This is a genomic window from Achromobacter kerstersii (assembly GCF_902859595.1).
In the GTDB taxonomy this organism is placed as follows: Bacteria; Pseudomonadota; Gammaproteobacteria; order Burkholderiales; family Burkholderiaceae_B; genus Achromobacter; species Achromobacter kerstersii.
In genome coordinates, this window is the sequence record NZ_CADIJQ010000001.1 from 607,497 (window position 1) to 625,515 (window position 18,019).

The window sequence follows — 18,019 nt, forward strand, 5'->3', positions numbered from 1 at the left end:
ATTTTTTTAACGAGCTATTGCTACTATCGATCGTCGTGCCTGCCGGGTCAGGGGGCGGACGGGCCCGACGTTGTCAGCGTGACCTTGCAGTGTGGAGACTTTCATGAAGCATCTCATCAAGCACGTGACTCGCTACCGCTATGCCGCCCCGGTGAACTACAGCATCCAGACGCTGCGCCTGACGCCGCGCCGCGACGACCATCAACACGCCCTGCGCTGGCAGATTCAGACGCCGGGCGAGATCCAGGCGCAGGTCGACGCCTATGGCAACGTGACGCACACGCTGACGTTGCACCGCACCCATAGCGAAATTGAAATCCATGCCGTTGGGCAAGTCGACATCCACCCGCTGGCCCAAGGCCATGTGGGCGACGAAGACGAACGCTTGCCGGTCTACATCTATGGCGTGCCCACCGGGCTGACCCAATGTGACGACAGCATCCGCGAATTTTGCCGCCACGTGGTGCCGCGCGGGGTGCATACGCCCGAAGACGTGCTGCGCTTGAGCGCCGCCATCCGCGAACGCGTGGCCTACACGCCGGGCGTGAACGATGTGCCGCTGTCGGCGGCGCAGGTGCTGGCGGCGGGCCGCGGCGGCAGCCAGGACCATGCCCATCTTTTACTGGCCTGCGTGCGCGCCTTCGGCACACCGGCCCGTTTTGTCAGCGGCTATTGGCACATGGCGGGCGATGACGCCGCCAGCCATGGCTGGGCCGACGTCTGGCTGGCCCGTCACGGCTGGGTCAGCGTGGATGTCAGCCATTCCTGCTTCGCGTCGGACGGCCATTGCCGCCTGGCCGTGGCGCGCGACTATGAATCGGCTTCGCCCGTGCGCTGGTTGCATGGGGCGGCGGCCGCGCTGTCCATGAATGTGTCGGTGCAGGTACAAACCAGCCACTGACTCGCCCAGTTGACCCGGAGAAGGCAGTGACCATCCACGTAGCACTCAAGCACGTCACGCAATACAAATACGACCGTTTGGTCAGCCTGTCGGCGCAGGTGCTTCGGCTGAGACCCGCCCCGCATAGCCGCACTCCGATCCTGTCGTACTCGCTGACGGTGGAGCCGGCCGACCATTTCATCAACTGGCAGCAGGACCCGTTCGCCAACTATCTGGCACGGCTGAATTTCCCGACCAAGACACGTGAATTCAAGATCACGGTAGACCTCGTCGCCGAAATGGCCGTGTACAACCCGTTCGACTTCTTCCTGGAGCCGGACGCCGAGGAATTTCCGTTTACCTACGATGAAGGCCTGGCGCGCGAGCTGGCGCCGTATCGCGTGTGCGACAAGGCCACGCCGCGCTTTACGGAATTCCTGTCGCGCGTGGATGTGCGTCCGCAGCGCACGGTGGATTTTCTGGTGGGCTTGAACCAGCAGATCCATAAAGAAATCAATTACTTGATCCGTATGGAGCCGGGCGTGCAGACGCCCGAGGAAACGCTCACGCGCAACGCCGGATCGTGCCGGGATTCGGGATGGTTGCTGGTGCAGGCGTTGCGGCATCTGGGCTTGGCGGCGCGCTTTGTGTCCGGCTACCTGATTCAGTTGAAGCCGGATGTGCGGGCGCTGGACGGCCCCAGCGGCGCCCAGACTGACTTCACCGACCTGCATGCGTGGTGCGAGGTCTATCTGCCGGGCGCTGGATGGATCGGGCTGGACCCGACGTCCGGCCTGTTGGCGGGCGAAGGCCATATTCCGCTGGCGGCCACCCCCGAACCCGGCAGCGCCGCACCCGTGACGGGCGCGGTGGACGAAGCCGAGGTCGAATTCACGCACACCATGTCAGTCACGCGCGTGTTCGAATCGCCGCGCGTCACTAAGCCCTACACCGACGAGCAATGGCACGCCATCCGCGACCTGGGCGACAAGATCGACGACCATCTGGACCACATGGATGTGCGCCTGACGATGGGCGGTGAACCGACCTTCGTGTCGGTGTCCGACCGCGAAGGCGCCGAGTGGAACACCGCGGCGCTGGGGCCCACCAAACGTGGCTATGCCGTGGAACTGTTGAACCGGCTGCGCACGCGCTACGGCGGCAACGGGTTTCTGCATTTCGGGCAGGGCAAGTGGTATCCGGGCGAACAATTGCCGCGCTGGGCGCTGTCGATCTACTGGCGGGCAGACGGCCAGGCTTGCTGGGCTGACCCGGCGCTGTTCGCCGACGAGCGCCAACGCAGCGCCTATACCGTCGCCGATGCGCGGCGTTTCATGACGAAGCTGTGCGAGCGGCTGGGCGTGGAAGATCGCTACGTTGTGCCGGGCTATGAAGACGTCTTCTACTACTTGTGGCGCGAGCGCCGGCTGCCCGTCAATGTGGACCCCTTCGACGCGCGTCTGGACGACGAGATGGAACGCGCCCGGCTGCGCCGCGTGTTCGAGCAGAAGCTGGACAGCGTGGTGGGCTACGCCTTGCCGATCCAGGCGGGCGAGGGCGGGCCGTGGGTGTCCGGCCCCTGGTTCCTGCGCGACGAACGCATGTATCTGTTCCCCGGCGATTCGCCCATGGGATACCGGCTGCCGCTGGATTCGTTGCCCTGGGTGGATGAGGCCGATGCCCCCGTGGCCGTGGACCGCGACCCCTATGATGCGCGCCGATCCTTGCCCGGGCCGGCGCAGCTGCTGACGCAGCATGCGCGGGCGTCGGGGCGTCGGGATGTGAATGGCAAAGGGGCGGGGGGAGTGGGGGCCGGGGGAATACCTGGGGCCGCTGGCGCAACGGCGGCAGCAGGCCCGTCAGACGCTGCCGCACCCGCGCGATTCGAATCCGCCGCCGGCCTGACGCGCACGGCCATGTGCGTGGAAGCGCGCAAGGGCGTGCTGTACGTCTTCATGCCGCCCTTGCCGCGCCTGGAGGATTATCTGGCGCTGGTGGCGCAGGTTGAGGCCACGGCGCGCGACTTGAACACCCGCATCGTCATGGAAGGCTATCCGCCGCCGCGCGACCCGCGCCTGAAGGTGTTGCAGGTGACGCCCGACCCGGGCGTCATCGAGGTCAACATCCACCCGGCCAGCAACTGGGCCGAACTCGTCGACCATACCGAATTCCTTTACGAAGCCGCTTTTGAAACCCGGCTGTCCACCGAGAAATTCATGGCCGACGGCCGCCACACCGGCACGGGCGGCGGCAACCACTTTGTGCTGGGCGGGGCCACAACGGCCGACAGCCCGTTCCTGCGCCGCCCCGACGTGCTGGCCAGCCTGCTGGCGTACTGGGTCAACCATCCGTCTTTGTCGTATCTGTTCTCGGGGCTGTTCATCGGGCCGACCAGCCAGGCGCCGCGTATCGACGAAGCCCGCAACGATCAGGTCTACGAGCTGGAGCTGGCGTTTCAGGAAATACACCGCCGTTGCGCCGAACAAGGCGCTGACGTGCCGCCCTGGATGATCGACCGGGCGCTGCGCAATATTCTGGTCGACGTTACCGGCAACACGCATCGTTCGGAATTCTGCATCGACAAACTCTATTCGCCCGACAGCGCCACGGGGCGGCTGGGCCTCTTGGAACTGCGCGCGTTTGAAATGCCGCCGCATGCGCGCATGAGTCTGGCGCAGCAGCTGCTGCTGCGTGGGCTGATTGCGCATTTCTGGAAGACCCCTTACACCGCAAGGCTGACGCGCTGGGGGACGGAACTGCACGACCGCTTCCTGTTGCCGACCTTTGTAAAGATGGATTTCGAGGACGTGCTGGCGGACTTGAACGAGGCCGGCTACGGCTTTGACGCCGCCTGGTTCGCGCCGCATTTCGAGTTCCGCTTCCCCTTGTTTGGCGATGTGGCCGCGCGCGGCATTCATCTGGAGCTACGCGGCGCGCTGGAGCCGTGGCATGTGATGGGCGAAGAGGGCTCGTCCGCGGGCACGGTGCGGTATGTGGATTCGTCGCTTGAGCGGGTGGAAATCCGGGTATCCGGTTTGAACGACAACCGCTATGTTGTGACGGTCAACGGCCGGGCGCTGCCTTTGCAGCCTACCGGACGCGTCGGTGAGTACGTGGCGGGCGTGCGTTACAAGGCCTGGTCGCCGCCGTCGGCGCTGCATCCCTCTATCGGCGTGCATGTGCCGCTGACGGTAGACATTGTGGATACCTGGAACCGCCGTTCTTTAGGAGGCTGCAAATATCACGTCGCGCACCCGGGCGGGCTGAACCCGGAGTCGTTCCCGGTCAATTCCTACGAGGCCGAGAGCCGTCGCCTGGCCCGCTTTGAAAAGATCGGGCATACGCCGGGGCGCATGGATGTTGCGCCCGCCGAGGTCAGCCGGGAATTTCCGTTCTCGCTGGATTTAAGGCACGATTGAGCCCTACCAGATGTTGAACCCCGGCGGTCCCGCCGCCGATAAAGCTGCTATGCCGCAATTTCTTTTTCAGACGGACCCGTCGCAGGATGTCGCATCCCTGGCGGTTCATGCGGCGTTGCCCGCACGCGCCGGGCACTATGACGAGCTGCGCGACACGGCCGACGCGTCCGGGGCCACGCGCCTGCGCGACCCCTGGCCCCGTTTTTTTGAATTGCTGGGCACCAGCGGCTTCGCCGACCTGGACCGGCGCGTCGACGTTGTGGCGCGGCAGATCCGCGAAAACGGCATCACCTACAACATCTACGCCGACGCCAGTGGCTCGGCGCGGCCCTGGTCGCTGGACCTGCTGCCGTTTGTCATCAACGACACGGACTGGGCCGCCATTGAAGCGGGGCTGTGCCAGCGCGCCAGCCTTTTGAATCGCCTGCTGGGCGACGTTTACGGCCCGCAAACGCTGCTGGCCGACAAGCTGATTCCGCCCGCGCTGGTGCTGGGCCACCCCGGCTACCTGCGGCCGCTGCGGGGTTACGCGCCACCGGGCGACACCTTTCTGCACATTGCGGCCTTTGACCTGGCGCGCGCCAGCGATGGCGGCTGGTGGGTGGTGTCGCAGCGCACGCAAGCGCCGTCTGGCCTGGGCTATCTGCTGGAAAACCGGCTGACGATTTCGGGCATGTTCCCCGAGGCGTTCAAGGAATTGCGGGTGCAGCATCTGGCCACCAGCTATCGCCGGCTGATGGACATGCTGTACAAGCTCAGCCCGGGCGGACGCTCGGCGCAGACGCCGCCGCGCATCGTGCTGCTGACGCCCGGGCCCTACAACGAAACCTATTTCGAACAGACCTACCTGGCGCGCTATCTGGGCGTGACGCTGGTCGAAGGCGGCGACCTGGTCGTGCGCGACAAGGTGCTTTACCTGAAAACGCTGCACGGACTGGAACGCGTGCATGCGGTGCTGCGCCGGCTGGACGACGATTTCTGTGATCCGCTGGAACTGCGCTCGGACTCCACGCTGGGCGTGCCGGGCTTGCTGCAAGTGATGCGGGCGGGCAACGTGCTGGTGGCGAATTCGCTGGGCACGAGCTTTCTGGAGTCGCCCGCCATCAACGGTTTCCTGCCCGCCATCAGCCGCCGCTTGCTGGATGAAGACCTGTTGCTGCCGTCGCTGCCGTCGTGGTGGTGCGGCGAGGCCGCGGCGCGCGATCAGGCGCTGGCGAATCTGGCGGGCGCGGTGGTCAAGTCCACGTACCCCAGCAATACGCGCGGCGGATTCGAGCCGGTGATCGGGGGCGCGGTGCCGCCGTCCGAGCGCGACGCGCTGCTCGCGCGCATTGCCGACAACCCCGACGCTTACACGATCCAGGAATACCTGCCGCTGTCGCAGGCGCCCAGTTGGGCGGCCGGCCACATCGTGCCGCGCGCCGCCATGCTGCGCGTATTCGTCATCGCAGACGGCGAGGGCGGGTGGACCGTCTTGCCCGGCGGGCTGACCCGCATCGCCAGCCGTGAACAGCAGATTGTGTCCATGCAGCGCGGCGGCAGCAGCATGGATACCTGGGTCACCACGCGCGGGGCCGTCGATACGTTTTCGATGCTGCCCGCACAGTTGCGCCCGGAAGACATCGTGCCGGCCCACCGCCCGGTGTCCAGCCGCGCCGCTGAAAATCTGTTCTGGATGGGACGCTACACCGAACGCGCCGAGAACGATGTGCGCCTGGCGACGGTGGCGTTGACGTGGTTGAACAGCGACGAAGACAACGCGGGCGAACTCTTCGCTGCGGTTGCCGCCCTGTGCCAGCGCAGCGGCCTCGTGCCGCCCGCGCAGAGCTTGTCGGTGCGCATGTTCGAATCCACGCTGGTCGCCGAGCTGGCGGGCGCCGAAGCGCAGGGCGGGGTCGCCCGCAACCTGGGCGCACTGGCGTTTGCCGCCGGCCAGATTCGTGACCGCTTGTCGCCCGACCACTGGCGGCTGGTGGTAACCGCCCATGAATGGTTTTTGCGCATGGCCACCAACCAGGCCAAGGGCCGCGACGACGATACGGTGTCAGACGCGCCGGCGTCCGCACCGGACGTGCTGCGCGCCCTGAAGAACCTGGGCATGCAGTTGTCGGCCATCACCGGTTCGCAAACCGACCGCATGACGCGCGACGACGGCTGGCGGCTGTTGACCATCGGCCGCCAGATTGAACGCCTGTCCGCCATGGCCAGCCTCTTGGGCGAACTGTTTCGCCGTAACGCGGTGCTGGGCGACAGCGGTTTCAACATTCTGCTGGATCTGTTCGACAGCAAGATCACGTATCGCGCCTACTATCCCGGCCGCCAGGAAGTGCCGGCACTGCTGAACCTGCTGGTGCAGGAACCCGCCAACCCGCGCTCGCTGGCGTGTGTGTTGAACGTGTTGAAGAAGGAAGTGGCGCGCTTGCCCGACACGGTGGCGGGGCCTGCGTCCGACTTGTTGGCCTTGTTGCCGGCGCACGGCGCTGGCGTGACGCTGGCCACGCTGTGTGAACAGACTCAGGGCTTGTACGCGGGCGTGCTGGCGCTGTCGGAACAACTGGATGGCGCGGCCAGCAACCTGTCCAATGAAATCAGCCGCCGCTATTTCAGCCACGCGGCGGGTTACGACCAGACGCTGTCGGCCTAGGCGGGACACGATCATCGTCATGAACCTGACTTCTCTTTCCACAACCGCTTTGCAGTGTGCATCCGGGCTGACGCTGGGCGTGGACCACGTTACCGCCTACCGCTACGACGCGCCCGTGGAGCTGGCGCACCATCTGGGCTATCTGCGTCCGTTGAACGACGCCTGCCAGCGGGTGGAGGCCTACGCGCTGACCGTCACGCCCGCGCCCGCAGACATCGCTGAATCCATCGACGGCTTCGGCAACACGCGCTGCACCTTCGCCCTCTATGCCCCGCACGAGGCCTTGACCGTGCGCGCCACCAGCCGCGTCACCGTCCACCCGCGCTTTATCGCCTTGGACCCGGCAACCGGCCTGACGTGGGAAGCGGCAGTGCAACGTTTGCGTTACGACCCGGCCCTGCCATTCGCACCGGAAGTGGAGTTCACGTTCCCGTCGACCTATGTGCCGCTGCACGCCGAGCTTCGGGCATACGCCTTGCTGTCCTTCACGCCGGGGCGGCCGGTGGCGGCGGCCGCGATCGACCTGATGCACCGCATTCACACCGACTTCACCTATCAGCCCGCGCACACGCAAGTGTCCACGCCCATCCTGCAAGCCTTCCAGGAAAAGGTTGGCGTGTGCCAGGATTTCGCGCATGTGATGATCGGCTGCCTGCGCGCCATTGGCTTGCCGGCGCGCTACGTCAGCGGGTATCTGATGTCGCAGCCGCCGCCCGGCAAGCCGCGCTTGATTGGGGCGGACGCGTCGCACGCGTGGGTGTCGGTGCACTGCGCAGGCGTCGAGGTCAATGGCGGCTGGGTCGATCTGGACCCCACCAACAACGTGGTGCCAGGCACGGCGCATGTCATCCTGGCCTATGGCCGCGACTACGGCGACGTCACCCCCTTGCGCGGCGTGATCCGCGGCGGCGGCCATGAACTGGATGTGCGCGTGACCGTCGCGCCCATCGACGAATTTCCGACAGGGAACGATGCATGAGCTATTTCTTCGACGCGATCAACCGCCAACTGCGCGCCCCGAAACGCCAGCGCGTGCGGCATGCGCGCGCGAAGGCCTTTCAATGCGTCTGCGGGCAACCTATTTTTTTCAGCAATACCGAATGCCTGAATTGCCATCGGCAACTGGGTTTTGACCCCAAGCGCGGCCACGTGCTGGCGCTGGACGAAGGCACCACGGCGGGCACGTGGCGCGAATCGGGCAGGGCGCGCGGCAAAACTTACAAACGCTGCGGCAACTTCAGCTCACCCGCCTTGTGCAACTGGCTGCTGCCCGCAAACTCGCCCGATGCGCTATGCATGGCGTGCAACCTGAACCGCACCATCCCAGACCTGTCCGTGCCAGAGAATGGCCCGCTGTGGTTCAAGGTGGAAGTGGCCAAGCGCCAGATGGTTGCGCAGCTGATGACGCTGGGCCTGCCGATCCGGCGTTCCGTCGAACCGGACGACGGCGGCCTGGCCTTCGACCTGCTGGCGCCCACCGCCGACGGCGCGCCGCTATTGACCGGCCATGCGCAGGGTCTCATCACCATCAACATTCTTGAAGCCGACGACGCCTACCGGGTCAAAGTGCGCGAAGACATGCGCGAACCCTACCGCACGCTGGTCGGCCATTTCCGCCACGAGATCGGCCACTACTACTGGGACCAGCTCATCGCGGGCGGCCCCTGGCTGGAACCCTTCCGCCAGGTCTTCGGCGACGAACAAGCCGACTACGCCCAAGCCCTGCAACGCAACTACGAACAAGGCCCGCCCGCCGACTGGGCGCTGCACTTCATCAGCACCTACGCGTCGTGCCACCCCTGGGAAGACTGGGCCGAAACCTGGGCGCACTACCTGCACATGATGGACACCCTGGACACCGCCATCAGCTTCGGCGTCACCCGCACAGCAGTAGAACAAGCCTACGAACCCTTCACCACCGCCGCGCTCTACGACCCGCAAGACCCCGAAGGGCAGGACTTCCTGGACCTGGTCAACGCATGGGTGGCGCTGACGGGGGTGTTGAACGAGCTGTCACGCAGCATGGGCCAGCGGGACTTTTACCCGTTTGTGCTGCCGGCGGAAGTGGTGGGGAAATTGCAGTTCGTGCATCGCGTGGTGAAGAGGGCGTCGGTGGGCGTCTGAGGCTGGATTAAACCGGCAAACGAACCGGCAAACGAACCGGCAAGTAAATCGGAAAGACGTGTACGACTCGCCCCATCAATTTCTTCCCCTTCAGCGTTCCGCTATCAACTTACCGAGGGCGCCCCGTTAGGCAAAGACCTATTGAACGAGCGGCGGAACGAGCTGACCGCCATGCGTCGTCCACGCTGCGGCGGAGTTCGCAGTCGTTCATCGAACAGTGACCCTGTGCTCACGAATCAATGCGCTCCCCGTTCACGCGGATCACCGGTCTGCGCTTCTCGTCAAAGCCGCACAACTTATCGATTTCCTTGGGGAACTGCGTGTACGGCACGTTGTACTGGATAAAGGCCTCAACGCTGTCTGGAAATGCATTAATGAGCAGCCAACCAAACCAGAGCGGAATGGTGAGGGGTGCCTTGAACATGCCGTAGGGCTTCGCCAGCGTACGACGCAGACCTGCATACCAGTCTCGGTAGGGTTGTTGGGTCTCTCGCCAGCGGCTCTGTCGTGGTGGCAGCGGCGCGGGCTTGGGCAGGCCCTCTGGGCCTCGTTCCATGAAGACTTGCAAATAGGACCAGAGGGTCTTGGCCGAACGGTCTCCATCAAATAGACCGAGATTGCCGCATGCCGCACAGATTTCTGTCGGCGGTTCCATGCTGTAGTCCACCCCGATGAGATACAGCGGATGCCGGCTCGCATAGCCACTTGCAGACACAATGGGAACGTACCCTGCCAGGGCTTCCAGTTGATCCCAGTCAAGTATGTGCAGACGCTTCTGGCGCGGATAGATGAAGTAGAGTTTGCGGGTGCCTCGGTGGATACGAATAAAGGCGCCACGGCTCCGATGAGCACCGCTGGCTATGTAAAAAATGAAGGCCATACCCGTCGATACTGGCAGCCCTGTGAGCATACCAAAGACTGTATCAGCCTCAATGGTTGCGGGGCCGATGGCTAATACGCCCAATACAAAGACAATGACGAAAATGAGGATGGACATGCCAATGTACCCAACGGCTCCGCTATGCGTGTAATTTGCATAGGTTTCAAGCTCGACACATCGGTCGTTAACCCGTCGCACCCCATCGGGTTGAGGGGGTTCTCCCTTGGGCCGATCTCGATACAGAGGCGTTCCACCAAAGCGCAAGCTGTTTGGTAGACGCTTGATCACATTGTCTGTCCTATCCACGGCGGTACTTCATGGCTCAATGCGCTCCCCGTTCACGCGGATCACCGGTCTGCGCTTCTCGTCAAAGCCGCACAACTTGTCGATTTCCTTTGGGAACTGTGCGTACGGCACGTTGTACTGGATGAAGGCCTCGACGCTGTTCGGAAATGCGTTGATGAGCAGCCAGCCCAGCCAGAGCGGAATGATGAGGGGGGCTATGAACATTCCATAGGGCTTCGCCAGTTGGCGGCGCAGGCCTGCATACCAGTCCCGGTAGGGTTGTTGGGTCTCTTGCCAGCGGCTTTGTCGTGGTGGCAGCGGCGCGGGCTTGGGCAGGCCCTCTGGGCCTCGTTCCATGAAGACTTGCAAATAGGACCAGAGGGCCTTGGCCGAACGGTCGCCGTCAAATAGACCGAGATTGCCGCATGCCGCACAGATCTCGGTCGGCGGGTCCATGTTGTAGTCCACGCCAAAAAGGTACAGCGGGTGTCGGCTGGCATAGCCACTTGCAGACACAATGGGAACGTACCCTGCCAGGGCTTCCAGTTGATCCCACTCAAGTATGTGCAGACGCTTCTGGCGCGGATAGATGAAGTAGAGTTTGCGGGTGCCTCGGTGAATGCGAATAAAGGCGCCACGACTCCGATGAGCACCGCTGGCTAGGTAAAAGATGAAGGCCATACATGGCAAGGCTGGAGACCAGGCGACCAAAATTACTATGACCTCAACATCAACGTTTGCTAGTCCAACAGCGAACAAGCTAGCTAGAAATGTAGCGATGCTCACAATGATGGACATGCCGATAAAACTTGCTGTTCCGCTTTGCGTAAAGTTTGCATAAGTTTCAAGTTCGACACATCGGTCGTTAACCCGTCGCACCCCATCGGGTTGAGGGGGTTCTCCCGTGAGCCGATTTCGATACAGAGGCGTTCCACCAAAGCGCAGGCTGTTTGGTAGACGTTTAGTCGCGGACATTATTTGGTGCTCCAACGGGTTCTAGCTTGGCTGAATCAATCGGCTTCGTGAACCAGCCACTTGATGTGAACACCAATGGCGTCGGCGCGTGGGGTTGAAGCAATGCCAACCCAGGTTGTTGTTCAGGGTCAGGAAAGTACAGATACTCCAATGCCACTTGGGTGTCCTCATGCATTTGAATCGCCCAGCCACATTCTCTGCCGGTACCGCCTAACGGAGTGACCAAGTATTCAAGTCGATAGTCGATGGGGCTGGTGCCCGTGGCATACGCAATAGGCCCGTGGACTTGCGTAAGCTTGTTGCCCCGGAGGGTTAAGGCCAGCTTGGTTTGAAATCTATCCCCAGGCATGTCGTTGATGCCGGGCAACTGGCAACTGATGCGAAGGGTTCCCACCGAATACCCAAAGGATTGATCCCATTCAGGAGTCAGCCTGGGGCGATAGTACAAACTATGAACGGCATCCAACTCCTCGCGATTGGTGTAGTGACGACTGTCCACTCCCCAAGCGCTATGTTTGAGCCATATTTCCACGGGACCGTGTTTGGCCATATCCGCGCCGAACGCAAACCCAATGACAAGTACGACGGCGACACCTGCAACAACTGCCCAGCCCAACGGAGTGAGCCCAAGCACCGCAACGGCTGCCCCTCCCCCAGAAATAGTTGCTGCTACGGCCGAACCGCCAGCCCAGGTCGCGACCGCCAGCGCGCCGCCAGCGAGGGCGGCGCCAAGCAGCATTCCTCCTTGTTGCGGATTGTTGTCACTAAATGCACTGATTGCTCTTATTGAGTCTGCAATGGCTGCGAGTCCAGCCCCTCCTGCTCCGAAGACGGCAACCCCCCATTTTGAAGCATGGATTCTCATGCTTGTCGCCAAGGCCGTATTCCCGCGCCCCCCTGCGCCAATTGCAATAGCGGTTGAGCCAATTTCTATACCAGCCCCGACTACGGCACTGATAGCCCCACCTAAGCTGCCAGCATTGGCAGCAGATGTTTTAAGTTGCTTGAAATCCGTCCAGGCATTGCTCAGCCCCGTCAACGCCAGAAAGCCCCCCAGTCCAGTGAAGAGATGCCCGCCAGGCCCTCGCAGCCGGTTCAGCATATTGATGAAAGGATTCCCTTCCATCTGTATAGCCCGAGGCGCAGGCAACGCAGCCCGATCAGCCGGCACCTCATCAAGTTCTCGGTATGTGGTCTCACCGACCTTGACCCAGTCGTACACCAAAACACGAGTAAGCACGTCAGTCTGATTGACTTTCGGAGACGGAATTTTCCAGCCCTGCGAGCGCTCGGAACCTAGCGTTTGATAGCCTTGGAATTCATAGGCGGCGCGCTGCAAATCCACCAAACTTATGTCGTATACAACGATGGTTGCGTTGGCTCGGATCTCCATCACGTGTCGCAGACGCCGTACCAGTACGTCCGCTTGCTTTGCCTGCGGTAACACCTGCAGCAATCCAATCAGCGCATTGGTGGCGGGAGTGATGACATGCTCTTCCAAAAACTTGTCCATGACATCGAACAGGTTCTTGGCGATGTAACCGGCATTGGACTTCAACCGGGCCAACAGGATTTCGCTGCCATTGGCAAGTGCGAGCCAATAGGGGCTCTTGTCTGCGGGCTTGGCGATCAAGTCGCCTAGGACTTGCGCCCCGTCCTTCGTATGAACCAAGCCGCCAACGCACTGGAAGACGGCATTCTCATAGTCGCGTGCGTTGTGGATCACGCCAAGATCAAAGCAACTCAGTGCCTTGCCCAACAGCTTCTCTGGGCCGATGAGCCGCACCCAGGCGATGGAATCGTTCACCGCCGTGGCAATGGTTTTCTCAAACTCCTTGATCTTCTTGGAGTAGGTATCGGGAAACAACGTCGCGCCGGCATAGTTCACAAGATTTCTTTGCTTGGCCAGGGCCTTGGCCAAATCGGGGGAGCTGGCAGCCTGCTTCTTCATGGCCTCAAAATAGTTGGTAATGAGCATCCCGCTCTGCAACTTGTGCGCATTTTGCCCGGCATACTTGGTCTTCCTTGCTACCGCCTCTGTGACGAGATAGTGCAGTTCACTTGCCATTCCGATGGGATCTTGCAGCGCAACCGCCAAAGGCGTGATATCCAAACGTGGGCGTAGTTCGATGTACATATTGCCCAGGATATTGTTGTGGTTTGGAATTACCGCTGAGAACCGAATCTCGCTCCAGCCATAGTGCATGGGAGTGCCGTACACCGCGGGCGGAACCAGCTCAGGGGTGGCATTGCCAAGCAACGCGGCATTGAAGGCGTGCTTCTGCTCAGCACCCCCCGCAGGCTTGATCTTGACGGCCAGCGTATCCCGCAGCCCGTCCTTGTTCGTTTCGATATCCCAAAGCGCGCGATGCGTAAGCAACGTATCACTTACCATCAGGTAGATGCTTTCCGCGGTCTTGCTGTCTGGGGCTAGCAGGAAGGACTGGGCGCCCACGGTGTCGGGGCGAGCCTGCCGGCCCGGGGTCGCGTCGGTTTCATCGGGACGGCTCCACCAGATACGAGCAAATCGTACGTCCTCGGTAACTTGATAGTGCTGCGTCCACATGCGGTCATTCTCGAAATAGCAGAGGTAGACGTAGGTGCCTGGACGCAGCACACGCAGGCCGTAGGCCTTGCCTGAGGTGAGCGCGGGATAGCCCTCAGTACCCAGTGTGGGGAATACGCCTTTATCCAGGGCCTTATCCGCGACGCCGTAGCGCAATGGGTAGACAGGAATGCACGTCTGACACGGTGGTGGCGAGATAGCTTTACCCAGTTGTTTCTCATTGGGACGATCCGGGCCTAGTGCGATTTTGTAAGTCGTGGTCATGCATCTTCCCTTAAGGCATGTTGGGGGCTAGAGCCGCCAGCCGCGCTTCGGCGTCAGTCAACCGCTGTTTCCCCTTTACCCGTCGGTTGACCAAGATGTCGCGCAACGCCCCATCCTTGGTAAAGCTCTCCTGTGAATATCGAAAGCGCAGTTCCATGTAGTGGCGAACGTCGCGTTCTGTGGCTAGCCCCAGTTGATCGGTAGCCTCACGGGCGAACAGGTGTAGATGCCGCCAGAGCACGGATTCATTTTCCGGACGGCCGTACGCCGGGAAGCGTTGACGAAAGTCGCGTGCACAGTCGCGCATGAACCACGCGAGGCTGGCTTGGCCAAGCGCAGCCTCATCGTTCGCGGTCAACGCGATGGGGCCTTCCGTTATCCACGAAGTCAGAGCGGATACCGGTGCATCGGCAAACAGCCACTCGCCCGACGGCGTCTCACCTGCGTACCAGATAAAGCGCTGAATGGGGCCGAACAGCTTTGATAGTTGATCCGCTGGCAACCCTTCACAGAGTTCTTCGAGGGGGCGCGCGGCACTGAGGCTGAAACCGACCGGAAAGCCATCAGCTCCCGTCAGCTGGTGCAAGTGCTGAAGATGAGCGATGAGGCTGGCTTCATGATCGGGGCCTAGCAGGATTAATCCCGCGTGCTGGTGAAGCCAGTGATCGAGCGCGACGGTGAAGAGCGGTTCTTCAAGGGGCACCAACAACGGTCCCTCACGATAGTCTGGAGAACCGTATTCCCAGGGGGTGTCGCGCCACACCCAACGATAGTCAAAACGCTTGGTTATCTTCAGCAGGTCTTGTTCAAGCGTTTCGCTGTGTGCTCCGCTTAGCCAAAGCCAAGGGCGTGCACCTTGTGGCAGCGCGGCCCAGGACATGTCGGGCAGTGCATTCACCACTTGACGCGACCAGTTGGGTTGATCGGACGCGGTGTCCATCATGCCGCTATCGTATGGCTTGGAGCGTTGAACGCAGCGTCGAGTATCCGCTGGATGGTGAGGGACAGGACGTCAGATAGTGAAGACATGGCGTGCTTCTGGGGAGGACGGACCTTGGCGGTCGTCCCTGGCGGAAAGTGGCGATGACCACTTTTAAAAGCAACTGCCAGAGCTGGTAAATAAGAACAGTCGGATAAGTGTGTGAGATAGATCTCAAACGTCCGATTCTTACCGTGCGGAGCGCGGTTGGTGGACTTACTTGCCCACCATCCGCATCCCCCCGCAATACGGCTCCGCCGCTGTCATTTCCCCCAGCACGTCCCGCAACATACCCTGCACGATCTTCACCGCCTGCGTCGTCGGCCGGCTGGCCGCCGTGGCGAGCATCAGGCGGGTGGACAGGCCGGGGTGGGTGATTCGGCGGATGACGAGCGTGCCGGCTGCGACTTCGCGGGCGACGGCGGGCAGGCCCAGCACGGTGTGGGCCATGCCGGTTGCGACGAGGTCTTTCATCAGCTCAAGCGCGTCCATTTCAAATGCGATGTTCAGCGGCATGTCTGCTTGCGTGGCCGCGTGTTCCAGTGTGCGGCGCAGGCCGTGGTTGCGGGTGGGCAGCACCAGCGGCAGGTCACGCAGTTGATCGAAACGGATGGAGCGCATCGCGCGCGCGGCGGGCGACAGGTTTTGCGGGGGTGACACCAGCGCCAGGTCCAGCTCGGCCAGCGGGTCGACCGCGATGTGTTGCGAGCGCCGCGCGTCGTGCAGCACGGCGATGTCGACGCGGGCATTGGTCAGCCATTCAAGCACGTAGCCGCTGTAGCCCGTGATGATGTTGAGCTGGATACGCGGGTGCTGCTTCCACACTTCCGCCACCAGCCGCGCGCCGACCATGTGCGACAACGTGGGCGTGAGGCCCAGCGTGACCTGGCCTGATGGCGACTTCTGGTCGTTGTGGAATTCGGTGACAACGTGGTCCATCTGCCGCAGCAGGGGGCGCAAACGCTCAAGCAGTTTTTCGCCATCGGGCGTGAGCGACACGCCGCGCCCATTGCGGTAGAGCAGCGCGCAGCCGCATTCGTCTTCGAGCTTTCTGACTTGCCGGCCCAGCGCCGATTGGGCAATGCCCAGCACCGAGGCCGCCTTGGAAAAGCTGCCCTGATCAGCAACGTGGATCAGGTTTTCGATCTTGCGTAAGTCCATCCCGGGTCCGTGGCGGGCGAGGGCGCCGCTGTCTCTCGTGTGCGTTTCTTGTATATCTGATTGCCAGAGTATGCCTAGTTGGCCCCGGGTTGCCAATCTAGAATTTCCGGGAGCCAACCCTTATTTTCTGATCCCTCCATGACTGTTTCCGCCGAATCGAACACGTCCGCCCACGCCTTGCTGAAGGTGTTTTCCGCCAACGGCGTCGACCGCGTTTTCCTGGTGCCAGGTGAAAGCTATCTGGGCGTGCTGGATGCGTTGTACGACTTTCCGCAGATGGATGTGGTGACGTGCCGCCATGAAAGTGGCGCCGCGTTCATGGCGGGTGCCGATGCGCGGCTGACGGGGCGGCCCGGCGTGGTCATGGTGTCGCGCGGGCCGGGGGCAACGAATGCGTCCATTGGCGTGCATGCCGCGCAGCAGGATGCAGTGCCGATGATTCTGTTGATCGGCCAGGTGCCAAAGAAGGACGTGCGCAAAGAGGCCTTCCAGGAGATCGACTACCAGAAGATGTTTGGGTCGATGGCCAAGTGGGTGGTGGAGGTTTCCACGCCAGAGGAACTGGCGGCGGCGGCGTTCAAGGCGATACGCGTGGCCACGTCTGGCACGCCGGGGCCGGTGGTGATGGTGGTGCCGGAAGACGTGCAGCAGGCAGCGGTGCCGCAGCCGGGCTGGGTGGCCGCGCCTGACAGCCCCGCCCAACCGGCGCCCGTGACCTTGGCGCGCGTGCAGGCGCTGCTGGCGCAAGCGCGGCGGCCGCTGATCATTGCGGGCGGCGCGTTCAATCGCCCGGACGGGCGCGATGCGCTGCGCCGGCTGGCCGAACGGCACACGATTCCGGTGGTGGTGTCGTTTCGCCAGCATGACGTCTTTCCGAATACGCACGCCTTGTACGCGGGGGATCTGGACCTGGCTACGTCCACCGCGCAAATCGATGCCTTCAATTCCAGCGACCTGATTTTGGCGTTGGGCACGCGGCTGGGCGACATCACAACGCAGGGATATGCGTTTCCCGGCTATCCGAAACCGTCGCAGGCGTTGGTGCATTGTTACGACGATCCGCACATCGTGAACCAGCAATTTGCCGCCGATGTGGGGGTGGTGGCGGACCCGGTGGCCACGGCGCACGCGCTGGCGCAGTTGCCCGCGACGGCGCACGAACACGGCCACGCCCGTGACGATTGGGCGGCATCGTTGCGCAGCATTCAGCAGCGCACGGCCGCGTGGCCGAACCCGCAGGTGGAAGACGGCGTGCCGTTTGTGCAGGTGGTGCGCGCGTTGACGGAGCAGGCGCCCAATGACGTGGCGATCTGCCTGGATGCCGGCACCTTTGCCGCGCCGGTGTACCGGCATTTTCCGTTCGTGTATCCGCAACGGCTCATGGCGTCGCAGTCGGGGGCGATGGGCTACGGCACGCCCGCCGCCATCGCCACGCAGCTGCGGCACCCCGATCGCAAGGTGGTGTGCCTGGTGGGCGATGGGGGCTTCATGATGACCGGTAACGAGATGGCGGCCGCCGCCGAGCGTGGGCTGCCCATTTTGTTCATCGTGTCGAACAACAATTGCTATGGGTCGATCCGGCTGCACCAGGCGCGCACGTACCCGGGCCGCTATGTGGGCACGAACCTGTCCAGCCCGGACTTCGCCATGATGGCGCGCGCGTTTGGCATGGCAAGCGAAACCGTGACGCAGAGCGATCAAGTCAGCGCGGCCATCGCGCGCGGGTTGGCGGCTGCCGGCCCGTACTTTGTGGAAGTGCGGACCAGCTTGGCGGCGATTCTGCCCAAGGGCGTGAGCCATGACGCGGGCGTGGACTTGGCGCCGCGCACGGGCCTGGTGTAA

General features: G+C 62.6%; 11 protein-coding genes. 6 read left to right on the forward strand and 5 right to left on the reverse strand.

Features of this window, described 5'->3' with window-relative positions; genetic code table 11:
* Nucleotides 1–103 precede the first annotated feature (103 nt).
* The 5 genes from HV765_RS02705 to HV765_RS02725 are packed head-to-tail and all read left to right on the forward strand — an operon-like array spanning nt 104 to nt 9,067.
* Nucleotides 104–901 carry a transglutaminase family protein gene (locus HV765_RS02705; protein WP_054426839.1) on the forward strand — a complete coding sequence of 266 codons (798 nt, stop codon included), beginning with the start codon at nt 104–106 and terminating at the stop codon, nt 899–901.
* A 26-nt stretch (nt 902–927) separates the two neighbouring features.
* Nucleotides 928–4,299, forward strand: coding sequence for a transglutaminase family protein (locus HV765_RS02710; protein ID WP_175168688.1), 3,372 nt, complete (start codon nt 928–930; stop codon nt 4,297–4,299).
* Nucleotides 4,300–4,348: 49 nt separating this feature from the next.
* On the forward strand, nt 4,349–6,943 hold the full coding sequence (locus tag HV765_RS02715) for a circularly permuted type 2 ATP-grasp protein (protein WP_175168689.1): 2,595 nt from the start codon (nt 4,349–4,351) through the stop codon (nt 6,941–6,943).
* Between the two features lie 19 nt (nt 6,944–6,962).
* The gene (locus tag HV765_RS02720) at nt 6,963–7,922 is read left to right on the forward strand and encodes a transglutaminase family protein (protein ID WP_175168690.1); all 960 of its coding nucleotides are present in this window, start codon (nt 6,963–6,965) and stop codon (nt 7,920–7,922) included.
* Nucleotides 7,919–9,067 carry a zinc-binding metallopeptidase family protein gene (locus HV765_RS02725; RefSeq protein ID WP_054426837.1) on the forward strand — a complete coding sequence of 383 codons (1,149 nt, stop codon included), beginning with the start codon at nt 7,919–7,921 and terminating at the stop codon, nt 9,065–9,067. The genes HV765_RS02720 and HV765_RS02725 overlap by 4 nt, the downstream gene beginning before the upstream one ends.
* A 229-nt stretch (nt 9,068–9,296) precedes the next feature.
* On the opposite strand, the gene HV765_RS02730 is transcribed toward HV765_RS02725, so the two are convergent.
* The 5 genes from HV765_RS02730 to HV765_RS02750 form a co-directional block, all read right to left on the reverse strand.
* Nucleotides 9,297–10,064 (reverse strand): DUF6708 domain-containing protein, encoded by a 768-nt coding sequence (locus tag HV765_RS02730; RefSeq protein ID WP_175168691.1) that lies wholly within the window; start codon nt 10,062–10,064, stop codon nt 9,297–9,299.
* Between the two features lie 198 nt (nt 10,065–10,262).
* Entirely contained in the window at nt 10,263–11,207 is a 945-nt protein-coding gene (locus tag HV765_RS02735; protein WP_175168692.1) for a DUF6708 domain-containing protein, read from the reverse strand.
* The gene (locus tag HV765_RS02740) at nt 11,194–14,037 is read right to left on the reverse strand and encodes a toxin VasX (protein ID WP_175168693.1); all 2,844 of its coding nucleotides are present in this window, start codon (nt 14,035–14,037) and stop codon (nt 11,194–11,196) included. Before HV765_RS02740 ends, HV765_RS02735 begins: the two co-directional genes overlap by 14 nt.
* A gap of 10 nt (nt 14,038–14,047) precedes the next feature.
* Entirely contained in the window at nt 14,048–14,980 is a 933-nt protein-coding gene (locus HV765_RS02745) for a hypothetical protein (RefSeq protein ID WP_175168694.1), read from the reverse strand.
* A gap of 252 nt (nt 14,981–15,232) precedes the next feature.
* Nucleotides 15,233–16,177 (reverse strand): LysR family transcriptional regulator, encoded by a 945-nt coding sequence (locus tag HV765_RS02750; RefSeq protein ID WP_054426833.1) that lies wholly within the window; start codon nt 16,175–16,177, stop codon nt 15,233–15,235.
* A gap of 138 nt (nt 16,178–16,315) precedes the next feature.
* On the opposite strand from HV765_RS02750, the gene HV765_RS02755 reads away from it, so the two are divergent.
* Nucleotides 16,316–18,019, forward strand: coding sequence for a thiamine pyrophosphate-dependent enzyme (locus HV765_RS02755; RefSeq protein WP_175168695.1), 1,704 nt, complete (start codon nt 16,316–16,318; stop codon nt 18,017–18,019).